This window comes from Haloferula rosea (assembly GCF_016595525.1).
In the GTDB taxonomy this organism is placed as follows: Bacteria; Verrucomicrobiota; Verrucomicrobiia; order Verrucomicrobiales; family Akkermansiaceae; genus Haloferula; species Haloferula rosea.
This window is the reverse complement of record NZ_JAENII010000015.1, coordinates 61,043-75,245: the sequence shown is the minus strand read 5'-3', so window position 1 is coordinate 75,245 and position 14,203 is coordinate 61,043. Positions and strand designations below refer to the sequence as shown.

The window sequence follows — 14,203 nt, the reverse complement described above, 5'->3', positions numbered from 1 at the left end:
TTGTTCAATCAGCTGGCGCATCCGGCTTGCGCAAGCGGATGCCCTGCAGCCGCTTGCCCTCCGCCTCCCATTGAAGCTGGAAGTCCGTCTTGGGATAGAAAAACGCATCCTCGGGCCAGTCGAGCCGCTCCAGACCGCGGAACTCCGCGACTTTCTCCTCCGCCCACTCGAAATACTCGTCGTGGTCGGTCTTGAAGAGAAACTCGCCGCCCGGCTGCAGCACCCGCACCACGGCATTGAGGAAATCCTCCTGGATCAAGCGCCGGCGGTGGTGGCGTGCCTTGGGCCACGGGTCCGGACAGAGCAGGTGGAGCCGCGAGACCGAAGCGGGGGCCAGCAGCCATTCGACCACGTAGCGGCTCTCCAGCCGCAAGACCTTGAGATTCTCCAGATCCCGCTTTTGAGCCTTCCGGCAGACCTTGCGGACCCGACCCAACAGCCGCTCGACCCCGAGAAAGTCCCGGTCCGTGTGGTGTTCGGCCATTTCCAACAGGAACTTGCCGTCGCCACAGCCCAGATCCACCTCCAGTGGTCGGTCACCCGGGAAAATTTCGGCCTTCGTCACCTCCTTGAAAAAGTCGGCCGGCATGAACTCGTGGGGTTCCGGGGTGCGTTCGCAGGTCGCGGGCTTCATGGCGGCCCCTAGGCAGCGTGGCAGCGGCCGTGTGGCAAGCCGATTCCACCGCGGATTGTCGCCACCTTCCGCGGGGTTCCCGCTTGACGCTATTTCACTGCCATCCCTAGCCTAGCGCTGCGAGACCGGGTGTCCCGGTGCTCCAACAAAACAACAACCCCTTTACTGCCGTCGTGGATCTCAAGGAACTTCGCAAGATTGTCGAGCTCATGAATGAGCACGGATTGACCTACTTCGACATGTCGAAGGATGATTTTCACCTCAAACTCAAGAAAGGTCAGGACCTCGAGTCCCTGAAAGGCCTGCTGGCTGCCCTCCCTGTTGGGGGAATCCCGGCGGCTGCTCCAGCCGCCGCTCCGGCCCCTGCCGCCGCTCCTGCTGCTCCGGCCGCCGAGCCGGCCGCCCCTGCCGCGGGTGAAACCATCTCCTCGCCCATGGTTGGCACCTTCTACAGCAAGCCCTCCCCGGACGCCGCTCCCTTCGTGCAGGTCGGGGATACGATCAGCGAAGGACAGACACTGTGCATCATCGAAGCCATGAAGGTGATGAACGAGATCAAGGCCGAGCGTTCCGGAACCATCACGTCCGTGCTGGTCGACGACTCGACGCCGGTGCAGTTCGGCGACGATTTGTTCGGCGTGAAGTAACGCCCGGCCATCGCGGTGACCACCGCGAGCCAAACCCTCACCTACCGACCCATGTTCAAGCGTGTTCTTGTCGCCAACCGTGGCGAAATCGCCCTGCGTATCATTCGTGCCTGCCGTGAACTCGGTGTGGAATCCATTGCCGTGTATTCCGAGGCCGACGTCGATTCCATGCACGTCCAGCTGGCGGATGAAGCCGTGTGCATCGGCAAGGCAGCCGGCAAGGACAGCTATCTGAAGCCCGACCGCATCATCGCTGCCGCCGAGATCACCGATGCCGAAGCCATCCACCCCGGCTATGGCTTCCTCTCGGAGAACGCCGACTTCGCGGAGATCTGCAAGAGCTGCAACATCCAGTTCATTGGGCCCTCCCCCGAAGTCATCACCAAGATGGGTGACAAGGCGACGGCCCGGGCCACCGCGGTCGCCAACGGCGTGCCCATCACCCCCGGCACGGACCTGATGCCCGATGCCGAAACCGCCTTCAAGGCAGCCAAGGAAATCGGCCTGCCCGTGATGATCAAGGCCACGGCCGGTGGTGGAGGTCGCGGCATGCGCCCGTGCTTCGAGGAAAGCGAGTTCAAGTCACTCTTCGAAGCCGCATCGAACGAAGCCATGGCCTGCTTCGGCAATGGCGATTGCTACCTCGAGAAGCTGGTGCTCAACCCGCACCACGTGGAATTCCAGATCATCGCCGACCGCCATGGAAATTTCCTCCAGCTCGGTGAGCGGGACTGCTCGATGCAGCGTCGCAACCAGAAGATCATCGAGGAATGCCCATCGCCATTGGTCACTCCGGAACTCCGTGAGCGCATGGCCAAGGCATCCGTCGAGCTGATCAAGGCCATCGGCTACGAGAATGCCGGAACCATCGAGTATCTCGTCGATGACAAGGCCGAGAACTTCTACTTCATGGAGATGAACACCCGGATCCAGGTGGAGCATCCCGTGACCGAGGAAGTCATGGGTTGCGAACTGATCAAGGAACAGATCCGCATCGCCGCCGGTGAGCCACTTTCCAGCCATGTGCTGAATTCGCAACCGCGCGGCCACTCGATCGAATGCCGGATCAATGCGGAAGACCCTTACAACAACTTCGCTCCAAGCCCCGGCAAGATCGACCTCTGGTATGCCCCCGGCGGCAAGGGCGTCCGCGTGGATACCCACGTCTATTCCGGCTACTCCGTGCCTCCCTACTATGACTCGATGATTGCCAAACTCATCGTCACCGGCGCAACACGCGAAATCGCCATCTCCCGCATGAAGCGCGCACTCGGAGAGTTCATGATCCGTGGCATCAAGACCACCATCCCGTTCCAACAGGAGATCCTGAACCACCCCGACTTCGAATCCGGCGATTACGACATCGGCTGGGTCGGACGCTTCCTCGAGGAGAAGGGACTCTAACGGAGAATCCCGACCCCGCATGCACCCCGCGCTTGTCTCCTCCCGGCTCTACGGGATTGTCGATCTCGGCTACACCGCGGAGGAGGAACTGGAAGCGACCACCGCCGCACTCATCGGCGGAGGGGCCGACCTGATCCAGCTCCGCGCCAAGGGACTCGAAAAAGATAAGATCCTCGCCCTGGGCCGCCGCATCCAACCCATCTGCCGGAAGACCGGCGTGCCGTTCATCGTCAACGACCACGCCGACCTGGCCATCGAACTGGATGCCGACGGACTTCACATCGGGCAGGACGACGGCTCCCACGACGAAACCCGGAAACTGATCGGCACGGAGATGCTGTTAGGTCGCTCGACCCACTCCCCCGAGCAAGCACGCCAGGCGCTGGCGGAAGGCTTCGACTACATCGGATTCGGCCCGCTTTTCCCCACCCCGACCAAACAAGGCCGACCCGGTATCGGCCTCGAACATGTCGGGACCATCCAGCAGGAAGTCGGAACACGCATTCCCGTCTTCTGCATCGGCGGCATCAAGCGCAGCAACCTTCCCGAAGTCGTCGCAGCGGGTGCACGCCGGGTCGTCATCGTCTCCGACCTGCTCACCGCCGCGGATACCACCGAGGCCACCCACGAAGCGAGGTTGCTGCTTGGCGACTAGTCGGGCGATCAGCACGCCGATCGGAACGATGGTGGGTTGCCACTTCCCCATCCCGAAAACGGTCACGGGTGACTCGCCGGATGACCACCACCGCCGGACCAGGCTCGAAAATCAGATCCGATCTCGACATTCATCGCGCGGCTGACCATCGTCCCTTCACGATGACTTCCATCCTCAGCGGCCTCCTTGAACTTCCCGCCCTCCTTCTAGGGCTGGCCACCCGCTGATTTTCCCTTTTTCCTACCGCCCGTAAACACGGCCTGCCGCACACCTCGCGGCAACCCCGCCTCCTTGGCGAATTCTCGATTTTCCCAACCTGACCCATTTTCCATGAACCCTACCTCTATCTCGAAATACCGGCCATTTCCTCCGGTCAAATTGACGGATCGCACGTGGCCGGACGCCACCATCGATCACGCCCCCATCTGGTGCTCGGTCGACCTGCGCGACGGCAACCAGGCACTGCCCCAACCGATGTCGATCGAGGAGAAGCTCGAATTCTTCGACCTGCTTTGCCGCATCGGATTCAAGCAAATCGAGATTGGCTTTCCCTCGGCCGCCGACACCGAGTTCAACTTCTGCCGCCGCCTGATCGAGGAAAACCGCATCCCCGAAGACGTCACCATTCAGATCCTCGTCCAAACCCGGGAACACCTCATCCGGCGATCGTTTGAAGCCATCGCCGGCGCCAAACGGGCCATCGTCCACATCTACAACTCCACCTCGCCGCTGCAGCGTCGGGTCACCTTCAGCGATGCCTCGCGCGAAGACATCCGCGACATCGCCGTGGCAGGCGCACAACTGGTCAAGGAACTGGTCCCGACGATTCCGCAGACCGAAGTCGTCCTCCAGTACTCCCCGGAGTCCTTCTCCGACACCGAGCTCGATTTCGCGCTCGAGTGCTGCAATGCCGTGATCGGCGTGTGGGAGCCGACTCCCCAAAAACGGATGATCATCAACCTGCCCGACACCGTCCAGTGGGCGACGCCCAACATCCACGCCGACCAGATCGAATGGATGTGTCGTCACCTTGACCGACGTGACAGCATCGATGTTTCCCTCCACACCCACAACGACCGCGGCACCGGCACCGCCGCCACCGAACTCGGCCTGATGGCTGGCGCCGACCGCGTCGAAGGCACCTTGTTCGGCAACGGCGAGCGGACCGGCAATCTCGACATCGTCAACGTCGCGCTGAACATGAACAGCCACGGCATCGACTCGGGCCTCGATTTCTCCGACCTGCCCGCCATCCGCGAGGTGTACGAACGCGTGACCCGCATGACCGTCGGCGAGCGTCAACCCTACGGTGGCGAACTCGTATTCACCGCCTTTTCGGGATCGCACCAGGATGCCATCAAGAAAGGCTTGGATCGTCGTGCCAAGGAACTGGAAGCCAATGCCGCCCTTGAGTGGGGAGTCCCCTACCTCACCATCGACCCGCAGGACATCGGGCGCTCCTACGAAGCAATCATCCGCATCAATTCCCAGTCCGGAAAAGGCGGCATCGCCTACATTCTGGACCGAGAACACGGCCTCGATCTACCCAAAACCATGCACCCACAGGTCGGCAAGACCATCTACGACCTGGCCGACCAGCAGGGTCGTGAGCTCACTCCGGACGAGATCCGCGATGCCTTTTACGAGCTCTTCGCGAATGTGGAGTCCCCCCTCAGCATCTCCGATTACGAACTGATTCATTCCCAGACCGAAAAAGGGCGCGTCGAGTGTACGGCAACCATCGTAATCGACGGTGATGAAAAGCAGATCACCGGGGCCGGCAATGGCCCGATCAACGCACTCGTCCACGCACTGGAGAGCGTCGGACTAAAGGACGCCAAGGTCACCGACTACCGTTCCCACGCCGTGCGCGGCGGATCAGACGCCAATGCCGCCGCCTACGTCCAACTCCAGCACGACGATGGACGCATCCTCTGGGGCTGCGGCATCGACCCCTCCATCGAGATGGCCGGCCTCAAGGCCCTGGTCACCGCATGGAACCTGCTCCGATAACCTGACCCACCTTCCTAAAGGACCGCGCAGCGCTGCTGCGCATCCATCGGACCAGCACACCATCCAGATTCATGCGCGGCAGCGCCGCGCGGTCCCTTGAAAGCACCTTGGCGAACCTCCCATCCCTACCACACCCCCTGGGCCTTCAACTGCTTGGTCGCCGCTTCCGCCCAGCCGCGGTTCGCAGCGGGTGAGGCAGGCGACGGATGCAGGATCTTGCCGAGCGTGGCCTGACTGCCGACCGCGTCCGCCGCGGCCTTGAGCTTGGTTTCCGCGTAGGCGCCGACACCAATCAGGAACTCCGGATCCATCAACTCGATCACCTTGATCAGGTGTTCCAGACAAGCCTTCTCCACCGGCTCCATCTCGGACTTGGGCAGCTTGTCGGGCGTGATGTTCGCCCCGGTCTCACTCATCCATACCAAGGGGCAGTAGTTGCTGACGAAATGATCCGCAAAGAAGTCGGCGGGATCGGGATAGCGTTCGGCGAACAACCCCCAGAGCCTCCGCCCGCTGACCTCGGAACGCTCGCACGCGAATCCGGTGATCGGTCGCTTGGGGTGCTCAGGCTCCGGCTTTCCCACCTTCCCTGAAATCCCCATCCAATCCCGGACGGCCGGAATCTCACCGAAGGGCACACCCGTTTGTGACATCCCCCAAGGCCCGGGATTCATTCCCAACATCAACACCCGCTTCCGGCCGGTCCCGAATTTCCGCAAATACTTCTCATGCGGGACCCGGGCATAGTCCGTGGGCAAATACACGTGACTTGCCTTCGAAAAGTCCAGCGGACGGAGTTGCTCCGTAAGGACCCTGGAGGCCTCGATCAATTTCCTGCTCACGAGCGCTAGTCAAGCGGCCCGACGGCGGCGGAGCAACCCCATCGCACCGAGGAGGCCCAGGACCGCCACCGTGGGCTCGGGCACGGCAGTGGCCGAAATGCTCACAGCCAATGAACTCGTAAGAGGTGGATTCCGCTCCGCAAAAGTCGGGTCGTCAAAGGCCGCGAGCTCCCAGGATGAGGCTCCGGAACCGCGGCGGTAGAGGCGACTTGGGTCCGTGGCCGAACCAGCGACGGGCAGCGTCCCGGAATCCCCCAAAAACACCCCGAAGAGAGGATCTTGCTCAAGGCCAGTGACCTCGCTGAACTCGATCGCCCAGAAGAGATCGTCTCCCACAAGCGTATCGAGCCCCGAAAAAATCAGTTCAGTTGGCGCAAAGCCGCCACCGAAATTCACCGAACTCAGCGTGACCGAACCCAGAGCGGTTGCACCCGGCTGAAAAGCCGCCAACGCTCCAGGCGTCACACCAGGTTGCCCTCCTGAAGGGTCCGCCGCAGTCACACCATACAGTGAAAATGTCACATCACCGGTGCGCTCAATGCTCGAGAGCACCCGAAGCGATGCCTCGGTGACAAATCGTTCGCTTCCTCCAAGAGTGGCTCCATCGGCATAGGCCAGACCATTCTCCATCGGAAAGAACGGTTCACTTTGGCTGACCGGTCGCTCGTTGAGCTGATAGACAAGGTCTTGGGCAAGAAGTGGTGAAGTGCCCAGCACAGCAAGCGCAAGCACTCCGGGAAATACGGAGTCAAATTTCATGGGGGGATGTAGGGGGTGAACACGATACAGTACCCGCCACGTCGAGAAGCAGTCCAGCCAAAGGAGCCCTCTTCGCTTCTCCTGAGTGTTAGGCTAGGCTAACCACCCACAAACCTCGCCCCCGTCCTAGCGGACCTGATGGATCTCACGCGAACTCCACCCGCCAACCCCGTGAGCGCGGGCTGCCTTTTCGAGATTCCGGAGATGCTTCTCCTGCTCCTCGATGGAAGTCCCATCGGGCATCACCGTCCCCTTTGTGTAGATCCGCACGAGGCCCTCCTTGACGAGCTTTTCGTGAAGCCACTCGCCCGAGTCCAACTCCACCAGGGCACTGAAGCGGCGGTCTCCGAATGGATCCTCCCAGCGGGTGACCACGACGAAATCTCCATCACCCAGCCAAGACTCCACCTTTTTCTTCGCCATCCGCCCCACCTCCACAGCGGCATCATCATCGATCCCGAAGGCCTTCGCCTGATACGAGATCCGCTCATGATTACTACGACCTCCACCGTAGCTCCGGCGGGCAGACTCCGGGGCATCCACGAAAAACAACCGGATCTGCTCCTCCCGGCCATCCGGAAAGCGAACGTGAAAGCTGTCGCCATCGTTCCGGTCGTGAGGGATCCACCGACATCCCTCGATCCGCTCCCAGCCCTCCGCCGTCTGCACCACACCGCCAACGGCGTCCGGACGGGCCATCTGCTCCTTCAGCCACAGCCCACCGGCCACGACCAGAAGCAGGATGAGCGACCAGCTCGATTGCTTCGCCTGGATCGCCATCGCTTACAAGCCGCGGAAGCCCGCGTATTCCTTGAAGGTTCCGACGGGAACCGCCTGACGTCCCCACTCGCGATTGAGGCGGCGATAGCGGTTGATGAAATCCGTCGGGTCCGCCCAGTTGGCGTAATCCCGACCCACCGAATTCCGGTGCATGCCGATGTTCAGATTGTGACGCACCTCGAAGTGCAAATGGGCGGCATACATGCCCCGGTTCGACCCGATGGTACCGATCTTTTCGCCACGCTTCACCTGCTGTCCGACCTTCACACTCATCACCCGCAGGTGGCCGTAGAGAGAGTCACAATGTTTGACCTGCCCGGTCTTGGGATCGCGGTAGGCGTGACGAATGATCACCACATTCCCCCACCCGGCCTTCACATCATAGGCCCAGACCACGATGCCATTGCCCATCGAATACACCGGGTCGCCCAAATCGGTATTGCCACCGCCGCGGCCATTCCAGTCCTCGCCGAAGTGCGTGGGAGAGCGGAGCCGCAGGCCTCGCGCCTTGTAGTAGCCATCCGCATTCGGCTTTCCGACCGGGAAATCAAAGCCGTCGGCAATCGGAATACGGACCGTCTTGGCGATCAACCCGCTGCCTGAGCAGAGGAATACGAGCGCCAGTGCGGTGAGCAGGCGCCCCATGGTCTGAGTCCAAGGGAACGTCATAGCGCAAGTCCAAGGCCAGCTCATCGTTCGGGCAAGAAGAATCAGGCCGAACCGAACCCGTGGAAGTCGGTCAAAATCAGCCCGCCAACCGCGATTCCGACGGCAATCCGATACCACCCGAACACCCCCAAACCCTTGCGATTCAGGTATCCGACCATCCATTTTACCGCCAACGCCGCGGAAACCGTCGCTCCAACCACCCCCACCAGCATCGGCATCCAGTCGTAGGTATCGAGCATCAGCATCGTGCCGCCGAAGGCCGCATCGTAGCGCTCATCGATGCCCTCGATCGGCCACACCGCCTTTTTCGCGGTGGCAGCGGTCAATGTGACCAGGCCCAGCAGAAACGAAAACTCCACGGCAGCGCTCAAGCGCAGGCCGACCAGCACACCGCCGAGGATGGTCATCAGGCTCCGGCTCGTGCCTGGCCACATGGCCACGCACTGCGCCAGCCCCACGATCAGAGCCATCTTCCAGGTTAGCTCGGCCAACTCGACACCCTTCGAACCACCGCCACGCTTCATCCAGCGCGCTACGAAAAGAATCCCCACACCCCCGACCAGCCAGGCGGCGACCACCGGCTTCAGACCGAAAAGCCGTGCCTCGATCCAATCATTCGCCAGAAGCCCGATCACGGCTGCCGGCAGGAAGCCGACCACCATCGCCATCAACAACCTCAGCCCCACCCGGTCCTTCCCCAGCAGCCCCATGAGCATCTGCCGCACACGCGGCCAGTAGAGCCCCAGCACCGCCAGAATCGCCCCCGCCTGGATGCAAATGGCGAAGCAGTCCGCCGCCTGTTTCTCCTGCCCTTCCATCCCAATCCCCATGAATCGCTGGGCAACGATCAGGTGACCCGTCGAACTGACAGGGAGGTATTCCGTCAGACCTTCGATTACTCCGAGAATGAGCGCTTGAATCCAGTTCATCTTATTGGCCCGCAGGCGGCGGCAGCATGCGGGCTTTCCACGTCGAGCCAAGTCAGAAGCACCAGCTTCATACGATCTTCACCGATTGCCATTGATTCCTCCCCGAGCAGGGCTGAACTTTCAACGTGCCGCCGCGGAAATGGAAAGTTCGCTACCTTCGATTGGTTCGAAAGGTCCATCGCCTGGTCGGACACCGGCGGCTCCGGCACCGCCAATGGTGGCAGCCCGTCCGCAGGAGACTGCTCGACCGCCGACTCTGGCAACCCTGCCGCGACAGCGTGGCCGCCGCCGTCTCCATCGGATGCTTTTTCTCGATGATGCCCATGCCCGGGCAGACGCTCGTGGCCGCGGCACTCGCTGCCCGAGGTCGCGCCAACATTCCCTTCGCCGTGCTGGCCTGCTTCATCAGCAATCCACTCACCGAACCCTTCATCCGCATCACCCAGCACAAGTTCGGGCTCTGGCTCCGCGACTCCCTCGGCGTGCCCATGCCGAAACTCGGTGAGGTCGACGTGCCATTCGGCGGCGCCACCGTGCATCTCGACGTCTCCGCCTTCATTCTCGGCTTCCTGACCTGTGGGGTGCTGCTCGCCCTTGCAGCCTACCCGCTGGTCCATCTTTTCTCAGCCATCCTTCCCGACCACCTGCCGATCAAGCCTCCGATGCTTCGTCGCCGGCGTTCGCGCGAGCGCCCTGAGAAAAAGTCCTCGAGCTGATCTTTCCACCTCCCGCCGCAGCACCCAGGCGCTGACCCACCGGCACGTCCGGGAAGACCCATTGATCCCGCCGCTTCGCATCGCCGCGGCGTGACAGCGTCACCGCCATCAGCGCAAGAAGCACGACCCCCGCCAAGGCCCCGATACCCAGCACCCAGACACGAAGTCGCTGTGCCCTCGGTCGCTCATCAGGAGTGAATGAGGACTCCAAGGAGGAAAGCAGGGCATCCACCAGACGCCCCACCCCATCCAGCGACCCGGTCTCCATCCTCGGAAGAGCGCGGAGCGTATTGACCACCTCCACACGCGTCTGCGGCGCCACATCATGCTCATCGAGGACCGGCACCGTTCCACTCTCAGTCACCACATCCGGAGTCGAGGCCCAAGCGATCCGCCAATCGCCACTGTCGGTCACCACGACCAGCACCAGCCCCGGAGCGTCGCCCAACCACTCGTCCTTGATCATCTCCGATTGCTCGGGCAGCTCCACGCCGATCAGGTTGTCGAAAAGCGCGACCTCCACCTGATAGCCCGTCCGCCCGGTGAACTCCGCCAGCTTCGCCTCCAGCGCTTGTCTGCGCTCCGGCTCCACCGCGAAAAGCCGGGCCTGATCCAGCACCCGGTTCGCCGGTCTCGGCGGCACGGGAAGCTCGAACGACTGCTGCGCCATCAAAGGCAACCACAGGATCGTCAGCAGGCTCAGCCACAATTTCACGGCAGCAACCTTGCCCGCCAAACCGGCTTTCACAAGCCCGGAGGAGTCATGCCTCTTTCCGCCTCTCGGCCAGCCAGCCGGAAATGAAGAGCAACACCGCCGCCACGCAGATGCAGGAATCCGCGACGTTGAACGAAGGCCAGCGGTAATCGATCACCGGAATCGTGAAGTCGAGGAAGTCCACCACGTAGCCGGCCTTGAACTTCTCCCAGGTCGACGCGCCCTCCATCTCCTCGAGGAGATGTCCTTGCACCAGACGGTCCGTTAGATTGCCGATGATCCCACAAATCAGCAGCGCCACGGCGAGCATCCCCATCTTCCCGACGAAGAAGCTCTTCCTCAGTCCGACCGTGATCAGCACGAAGGCCGTCAGTGAGATGAAGGGAAACACCAGCGGAGCCCACTCCGTCCCATTCCCCATGCCGAAAGCCACGCCCTGGTTGTGCACCCGGACCAGATTGAAAGTGCCTTCGATGACGGGGATCATCCGCTCATCCATCGGCGCATCCACCCAAGGCGGCACGAAGCGGTCGACAATCCAGAACTTCGACCATTGATCGAGCACGTAGAGCGGCAGGGTCACCCCCAGCAGCCACGGCCAGATTCTCCCGGTGGCAGGATTCCCGTCCCCCGTCCCAGCTGACTTCGAATCACTCATCGCCCGGCCATCACGCCGTGACAGCGTTCGCACAACTTGTCTTCCACCAACGGCTCATAGCGCCGGCACCGCGGGCACATGCCGTGGTCGGACTTCCTGACCTCGACGGCAAACTCCGCACCCGGCTTGACCGAGAACTCGGCGAGAATGAAGAACTCCTTGGCAAACTCGGAGTCGTTCAGCAGATCGTAGACCGCCTCGCCCTCCTTGACCGTCAGACTGACCGCCGCCTCGTTGTTCTTCTTGAATGCCTTCTGTTTCACCTGCTCCTCGATCGCCGTCTGCACTTCGTGGCGGATCTCCAGCAGGCGGTTCACCTTGTGGGTGGCCTCATCACCCGAGAAACTCTCATCGGCATCCGGGAAGTCCTGTTCGTGGACACTCCCCTCCGTGAAGGTCGCAAACTCCCAGGCCTCATCCGCGGTGTAGGCGAGGATCGGTGCCAGCATGCGGCACAGACTACTGAAAATGTCGTACATCGCCGTCTGCGTGGCACGGCGCCGCACCGAGCTCTTGGCATCGCAATACATCCGGTCCTTCGTCGCATCGATGTAGACGGCCGACAGATCGGTGGCGCAGAACTGGTTCAACTCGTTGAACACCTTGCGGAACTCATAGCGCTCGTAGGCCTTGCGGCATTCGCCGACCACCTTGTTGAGACGTTCGAGGATCCACTGGTCCAGGAGCGGCATGTGGCTTGCAGCCACCCGATCCATCTCCGGATCGAAGCCATCCAGGTTGCCGAGCAGGATGCGCAGCGTGTTGCGCAGGCGGCGGTACGGTTCAGCCACCTGCTTGAACAGATCCTCGCCGAAGGGAACCTCCGTCTGCCAGTCGACCGAGCTGACCCACAGGCGCACGATGTCCGCACCATACTTGTCGTAGAAGTAGGAGGCATCCGTCGGCTTGCCGGCCTTCGCCGCGTCGGACTTCGAGATCTTCTTCTTGTCCTTGTCGACCACGAATCCGTGCGTCAGCACCGACTTGTAGGGTGCCTTGCCACGGTAGGCCACGCTCATCATGAGCGAGCTCTGGAACCAGCCGCGGTGCTGGTCGGTCGCCTCGAGGTAGAGATCCGCCGGCACCCGAAGCTCCGGATGCTTGTCGAGCACCGCCACGTGCGAGCAACCGGAGTCGATCCACACGTCGAGCGTGTCACGGCAACGGGTGAGCCCCTTCTCCAGGCCCAGACGTTCGCAGAGTTCCTCATCCGAAAGCTCAAACCAGACATTCGTCCCTTCCTTCTCGACGAGATCGGCGACCTTGCGCGAAGTCTCCGCACACAGCACCGCCTTGCCGTGCTTGAAGAAGACGGGCAATGGCACGCCCCACGTCCGCTGGCGGCTGATGCACCAGTCCGGCCGGGCTTCCACCGTGCCGTAGATCCGGTTGCGACCCCACGCCGGGAGCCACTCGACCTTGTCGATCTCGCTCAGCGCGGTTTCGCGCAGTGAATCCAGCGAGATGAAGAACTGCTCCACCGCGCGGAAAATGATCGGCGTCTTCGAGCGCCAGCAGTGCGGGTAGCTGTGTTCGTAGGTTTCCTGCGCCAGCAGGACGCCCTTCTGCTCGAGAAGCTCGATGATCCAGTCGTTGCTCTTGAAGACATGCTTGCCGACCAACTCAGGAAGCCCGGCTTCCTCGGTGAAGTTGCCGTCGTCATCGACCGGGGAAAGCACATCAAGACCATATTGGCGGCCGACCACGTAGTCGTCTGCACCATGCCCGGGAGCGATGTGCACCGCACCGGTGCCTGCCTCGGTCGTCACGAACTGCCCGAGGATGACCTTCGAGGTCCGGTCAAGGAACGGGTGCTTGGCTTCAAGGTTCTCCAGCTCACGGCCCTTGAGTTCCTTGAGCTCGGTGACCAGCCGCATGCCCGTCTTCTCCACGAGCGTATCGATGAGCTCGCGCACCACGATGAGGATTTCCTTCCGGCCGTTGCCCTCGAACTGTCCCACCACGTAGGTGAAGTCCGGATGCAGGGCCACCCCGAGGTTCGCCGGCAGCGTCCAGGGAGTGGTCGTCCAGATCGCCAGCGAGGCATTGCCGATCCCCAGCTTCGATGCCGACATCGGAGTCAGCGGGAATTTCACGTAGATCGCCGGGCTCGTCTTGTCCTGGTACTCGACCTCGGCCTCAGCCAGCGCCGTGTGGGCCCCATAGGACCACTGCACCGGCTTCTTCGACTGATACACCACCCCCTCCTCCACCAGCTTGGCGAAGGTCCGGACGATCTCAGCCTCATACTCGGGCGCCATCGTCAGATACGGGTTCTCCCAGTCCCCGAAAACCCCGAGGCGTTTGAAGGACCCCCGCTGGATGTCGATGAACTTGTTCGCAAACTCAGCCGAGCGACGACGGATCTCCGCCGGCTCCAGGCCTTGCGCCTGCTTCACCACCTTGAACTCGATCGGCAGCCCGTGACAGTCCCAACCGGGGACGAAAGGCGCCTCGAAGCCCGCCATGGTCTTCGATTTCACCACCAGGTCCTTGAGCACCTTGTTCAGCGCCGTGCCCATGTGGACGTCCCCATTGGCGAAGGGAGGCCCATCGTGGAGCACGAACTTCGGGGCATTCTGCGCCTTGCGGCGGGCAATAATTCGCTCGTACAGACCTGCGGATTCCCATCGGGCGAGTCGCTGCGGCTCGCGCTTGACCAGATCCCCCCGCATGGGGAAATCAGTCTGCGGCAGCAGGATGGTGTCTTTGTATTCTCCGTTGGCGCTCATAGGCGAAAGGGCGCGGACGCTAGCAACCCTCCCCTCCCGGGTCAACCACC

General features: G+C 62.1%; 14 protein-coding genes. 5 read left to right on the top strand and 9 right to left on the bottom strand.

The genetic code is table 11. The annotated features are described in order from the left end of the window. Positions 1–4: 4 nt before the first annotated feature. Positions 5–634 carry a tRNA (guanosine(46)-N7)-methyltransferase TrmB gene (gene trmB, locus JIN81_RS16575; RefSeq protein ID WP_200282506.1) on the bottom strand — a complete coding sequence of 210 codons (630 nt, stop codon included), beginning with the start codon at positions 632–634 and terminating at the stop codon, positions 5–7. Between the two features lie 173 nt (positions 635–807). Here trmB and accB point away from each other — a divergent pair, with 173 nt between their 5' ends. The 4 genes from accB to leuA all read left to right on the top strand — a co-directional run bounded on the left by accB (position 808) and on the right by leuA (position 5,353). After that, positions 808–1,281: an acetyl-CoA carboxylase biotin carboxyl carrier protein gene (gene accB, locus JIN81_RS16570; protein WP_200282503.1), complete on the top strand. Its 474-nt coding sequence runs from the start codon at positions 808–810 to the stop codon at positions 1,279–1,281. A gap of 51 nt (positions 1,282–1,332) precedes the next feature. Further along, positions 1,333–2,685, top strand: a complete 1,353-nt coding sequence (gene accC, locus JIN81_RS16565; RefSeq protein WP_200282500.1) for an acetyl-CoA carboxylase biotin carboxylase subunit — start codon at positions 1,333–1,335, stop codon at positions 2,683–2,685. Between the two features lie 19 nt (positions 2,686–2,704). Further along, positions 2,705–3,340 (top strand): thiamine phosphate synthase, encoded by a 636-nt coding sequence (gene thiE, locus JIN81_RS16560; RefSeq protein ID WP_200282497.1) that lies wholly within the window; start codon positions 2,705–2,707, stop codon positions 3,338–3,340. A gap of 330 nt (positions 3,341–3,670) precedes the next feature. Beyond that, complete coding sequence (leuA, locus tag JIN81_RS16555) at positions 3,671–5,353, top strand: 2-isopropylmalate synthase (RefSeq protein WP_200282495.1); 1,683 nt, start codon at positions 3,671–3,673, stop codon at positions 5,351–5,353. A 125-nt stretch (positions 5,354–5,478) separates the two neighbouring features. On the opposite strand, the gene JIN81_RS16550 is transcribed toward leuA, so the two are convergent. The 5 genes from JIN81_RS16550 to JIN81_RS16530 all read right to left on the bottom strand — a co-directional run bounded on the left by JIN81_RS16550 (position 5,479) and on the right by JIN81_RS16530 (position 9,332). Further along, complete coding sequence (locus JIN81_RS16550) at positions 5,479–6,195, bottom strand: uracil-DNA glycosylase family protein (RefSeq protein ID WP_200282493.1); 717 nt, start codon at positions 6,193–6,195, stop codon at positions 5,479–5,481. Between the two features lie 9 nt (positions 6,196–6,204). Beyond that, on the bottom strand, positions 6,205–6,954 hold the full coding sequence (locus JIN81_RS16545; protein WP_200282491.1) for a hypothetical protein: 750 nt from the start codon (positions 6,952–6,954) through the stop codon (positions 6,205–6,207). 126 nt (positions 6,955–7,080) lie between these two features. After that, positions 7,081–7,734, bottom strand: a complete 654-nt coding sequence (locus JIN81_RS16540) for a thermonuclease family protein (protein ID WP_200282489.1) — start codon at positions 7,732–7,734, stop codon at positions 7,081–7,083. A gap of 3 nt (positions 7,735–7,737) precedes the next feature. After that, on the bottom strand, positions 7,738–8,379 hold the full coding sequence (locus tag JIN81_RS16535) for a murein hydrolase activator EnvC family protein (RefSeq protein ID WP_200282487.1): 642 nt from the start codon (positions 8,377–8,379) through the stop codon (positions 7,738–7,740). Positions 8,380–8,444: 65 nt separating this feature from the next. After that, on the bottom strand, positions 8,445–9,332 hold the full coding sequence (locus JIN81_RS16530; protein WP_200282485.1) for an undecaprenyl-diphosphate phosphatase: 888 nt from the start codon (positions 9,330–9,332) through the stop codon (positions 8,445–8,447). A 161-nt stretch (positions 9,333–9,493) separates the two neighbouring features. Here JIN81_RS16530 and JIN81_RS16525 point away from each other — a divergent pair, with 161 nt between their 5' ends. Beyond that, on the top strand, positions 9,494–10,048 hold the full coding sequence (locus JIN81_RS16525) for a DUF2062 domain-containing protein (protein WP_234045115.1): 555 nt from the start codon (positions 9,494–9,496) through the stop codon (positions 10,046–10,048). Here JIN81_RS16525 and JIN81_RS16520 read toward each other — a convergent pair. From JIN81_RS16520 to ileS, 3 genes are read right to left on the bottom strand one after another with little or no spacing between them, the layout of a single operon-like run. After that, complete coding sequence (locus tag JIN81_RS16520) at positions 9,984–10,763, bottom strand: TPM domain-containing protein (RefSeq protein ID WP_200282479.1); 780 nt, start codon at positions 10,761–10,763, stop codon at positions 9,984–9,986. The two genes, JIN81_RS16525 and JIN81_RS16520, sit on opposite strands and share 65 nt — an antisense overlap. 46 nt (positions 10,764–10,809) lie before the next feature. Beyond that, the gene (locus tag JIN81_RS16515; RefSeq protein ID WP_200282477.1) at positions 10,810–11,421 is read right to left on the bottom strand and encodes a signal peptidase II; all 612 of its coding nucleotides are present in this window, start codon (positions 11,419–11,421) and stop codon (positions 10,810–10,812) included. Then, positions 11,418–14,153, bottom strand: a complete 2,736-nt coding sequence (gene ileS / locus JIN81_RS16510) for an isoleucine--tRNA ligase (protein ID WP_200282473.1) — start codon at positions 14,151–14,153, stop codon at positions 11,418–11,420. Before ileS ends, JIN81_RS16515 begins: the two co-directional genes overlap by 4 nt. Positions 14,154–14,203: the final 50 nt, after the last annotated feature.

What these genes read in the sequence shown, in the direction of transcription:
- trmB (WP_200282506.1), bottom strand. Translation starts at nt 634, where the DNA reads ATGAAGCCCGCGACCTGCGAACGCACCCCGGAACCCCACGAGTTCATG.
- accC (WP_200282500.1), top strand. Translation starts at nt 1,333, where the DNA reads ATGTTCAAGCGTGTTCTTGTCGCCAACCGTGGCGAAATCGCCCTGCGT.
- thiE (WP_200282497.1), top strand. Translation starts at nt 2,705, where the DNA reads ATGCACCCCGCGCTTGTCTCCTCCCGGCTCTACGGGATTGTCGATCTC.
- leuA (WP_200282495.1), top strand. Translation starts at nt 3,671, where the DNA reads ATGAACCCTACCTCTATCTCGAAATACCGGCCATTTCCTCCGGTCAAA.
- JIN81_RS16545 (WP_200282491.1), bottom strand. Translation starts at nt 6,954, where the DNA reads ATGAAATTTGACTCCGTATTTCCCGGAGTGCTTGCGCTTGCTGTGCTG.
- JIN81_RS16540 (WP_200282489.1), bottom strand. Translation starts at nt 7,734, where the DNA reads ATGGCGATCCAGGCGAAGCAATCGAGCTGGTCGCTCATCCTGCTTCTG.
- JIN81_RS16535 (WP_200282487.1), bottom strand. Translation starts at nt 8,379, where the DNA reads ATGGGGCGCCTGCTCACCGCACTGGCGCTCGTATTCCTCTGCTCAGGC.
- JIN81_RS16530 (WP_200282485.1), bottom strand. Translation starts at nt 9,332, where the DNA reads ATGAACTGGATTCAAGCGCTCATTCTCGGAGTAATCGAAGGTCTGACG.
- JIN81_RS16515 (WP_200282477.1), bottom strand. Translation starts at nt 11,421, where the DNA reads ATGAGTGATTCGAAGTCAGCTGGGACGGGGGACGGGAATCCTGCCACC.
- ileS (WP_200282473.1), bottom strand. Translation starts at nt 14,153, where the DNA reads ATGAGCGCCAACGGAGAATACAAAGACACCATCCTGCTGCCGCAGACT.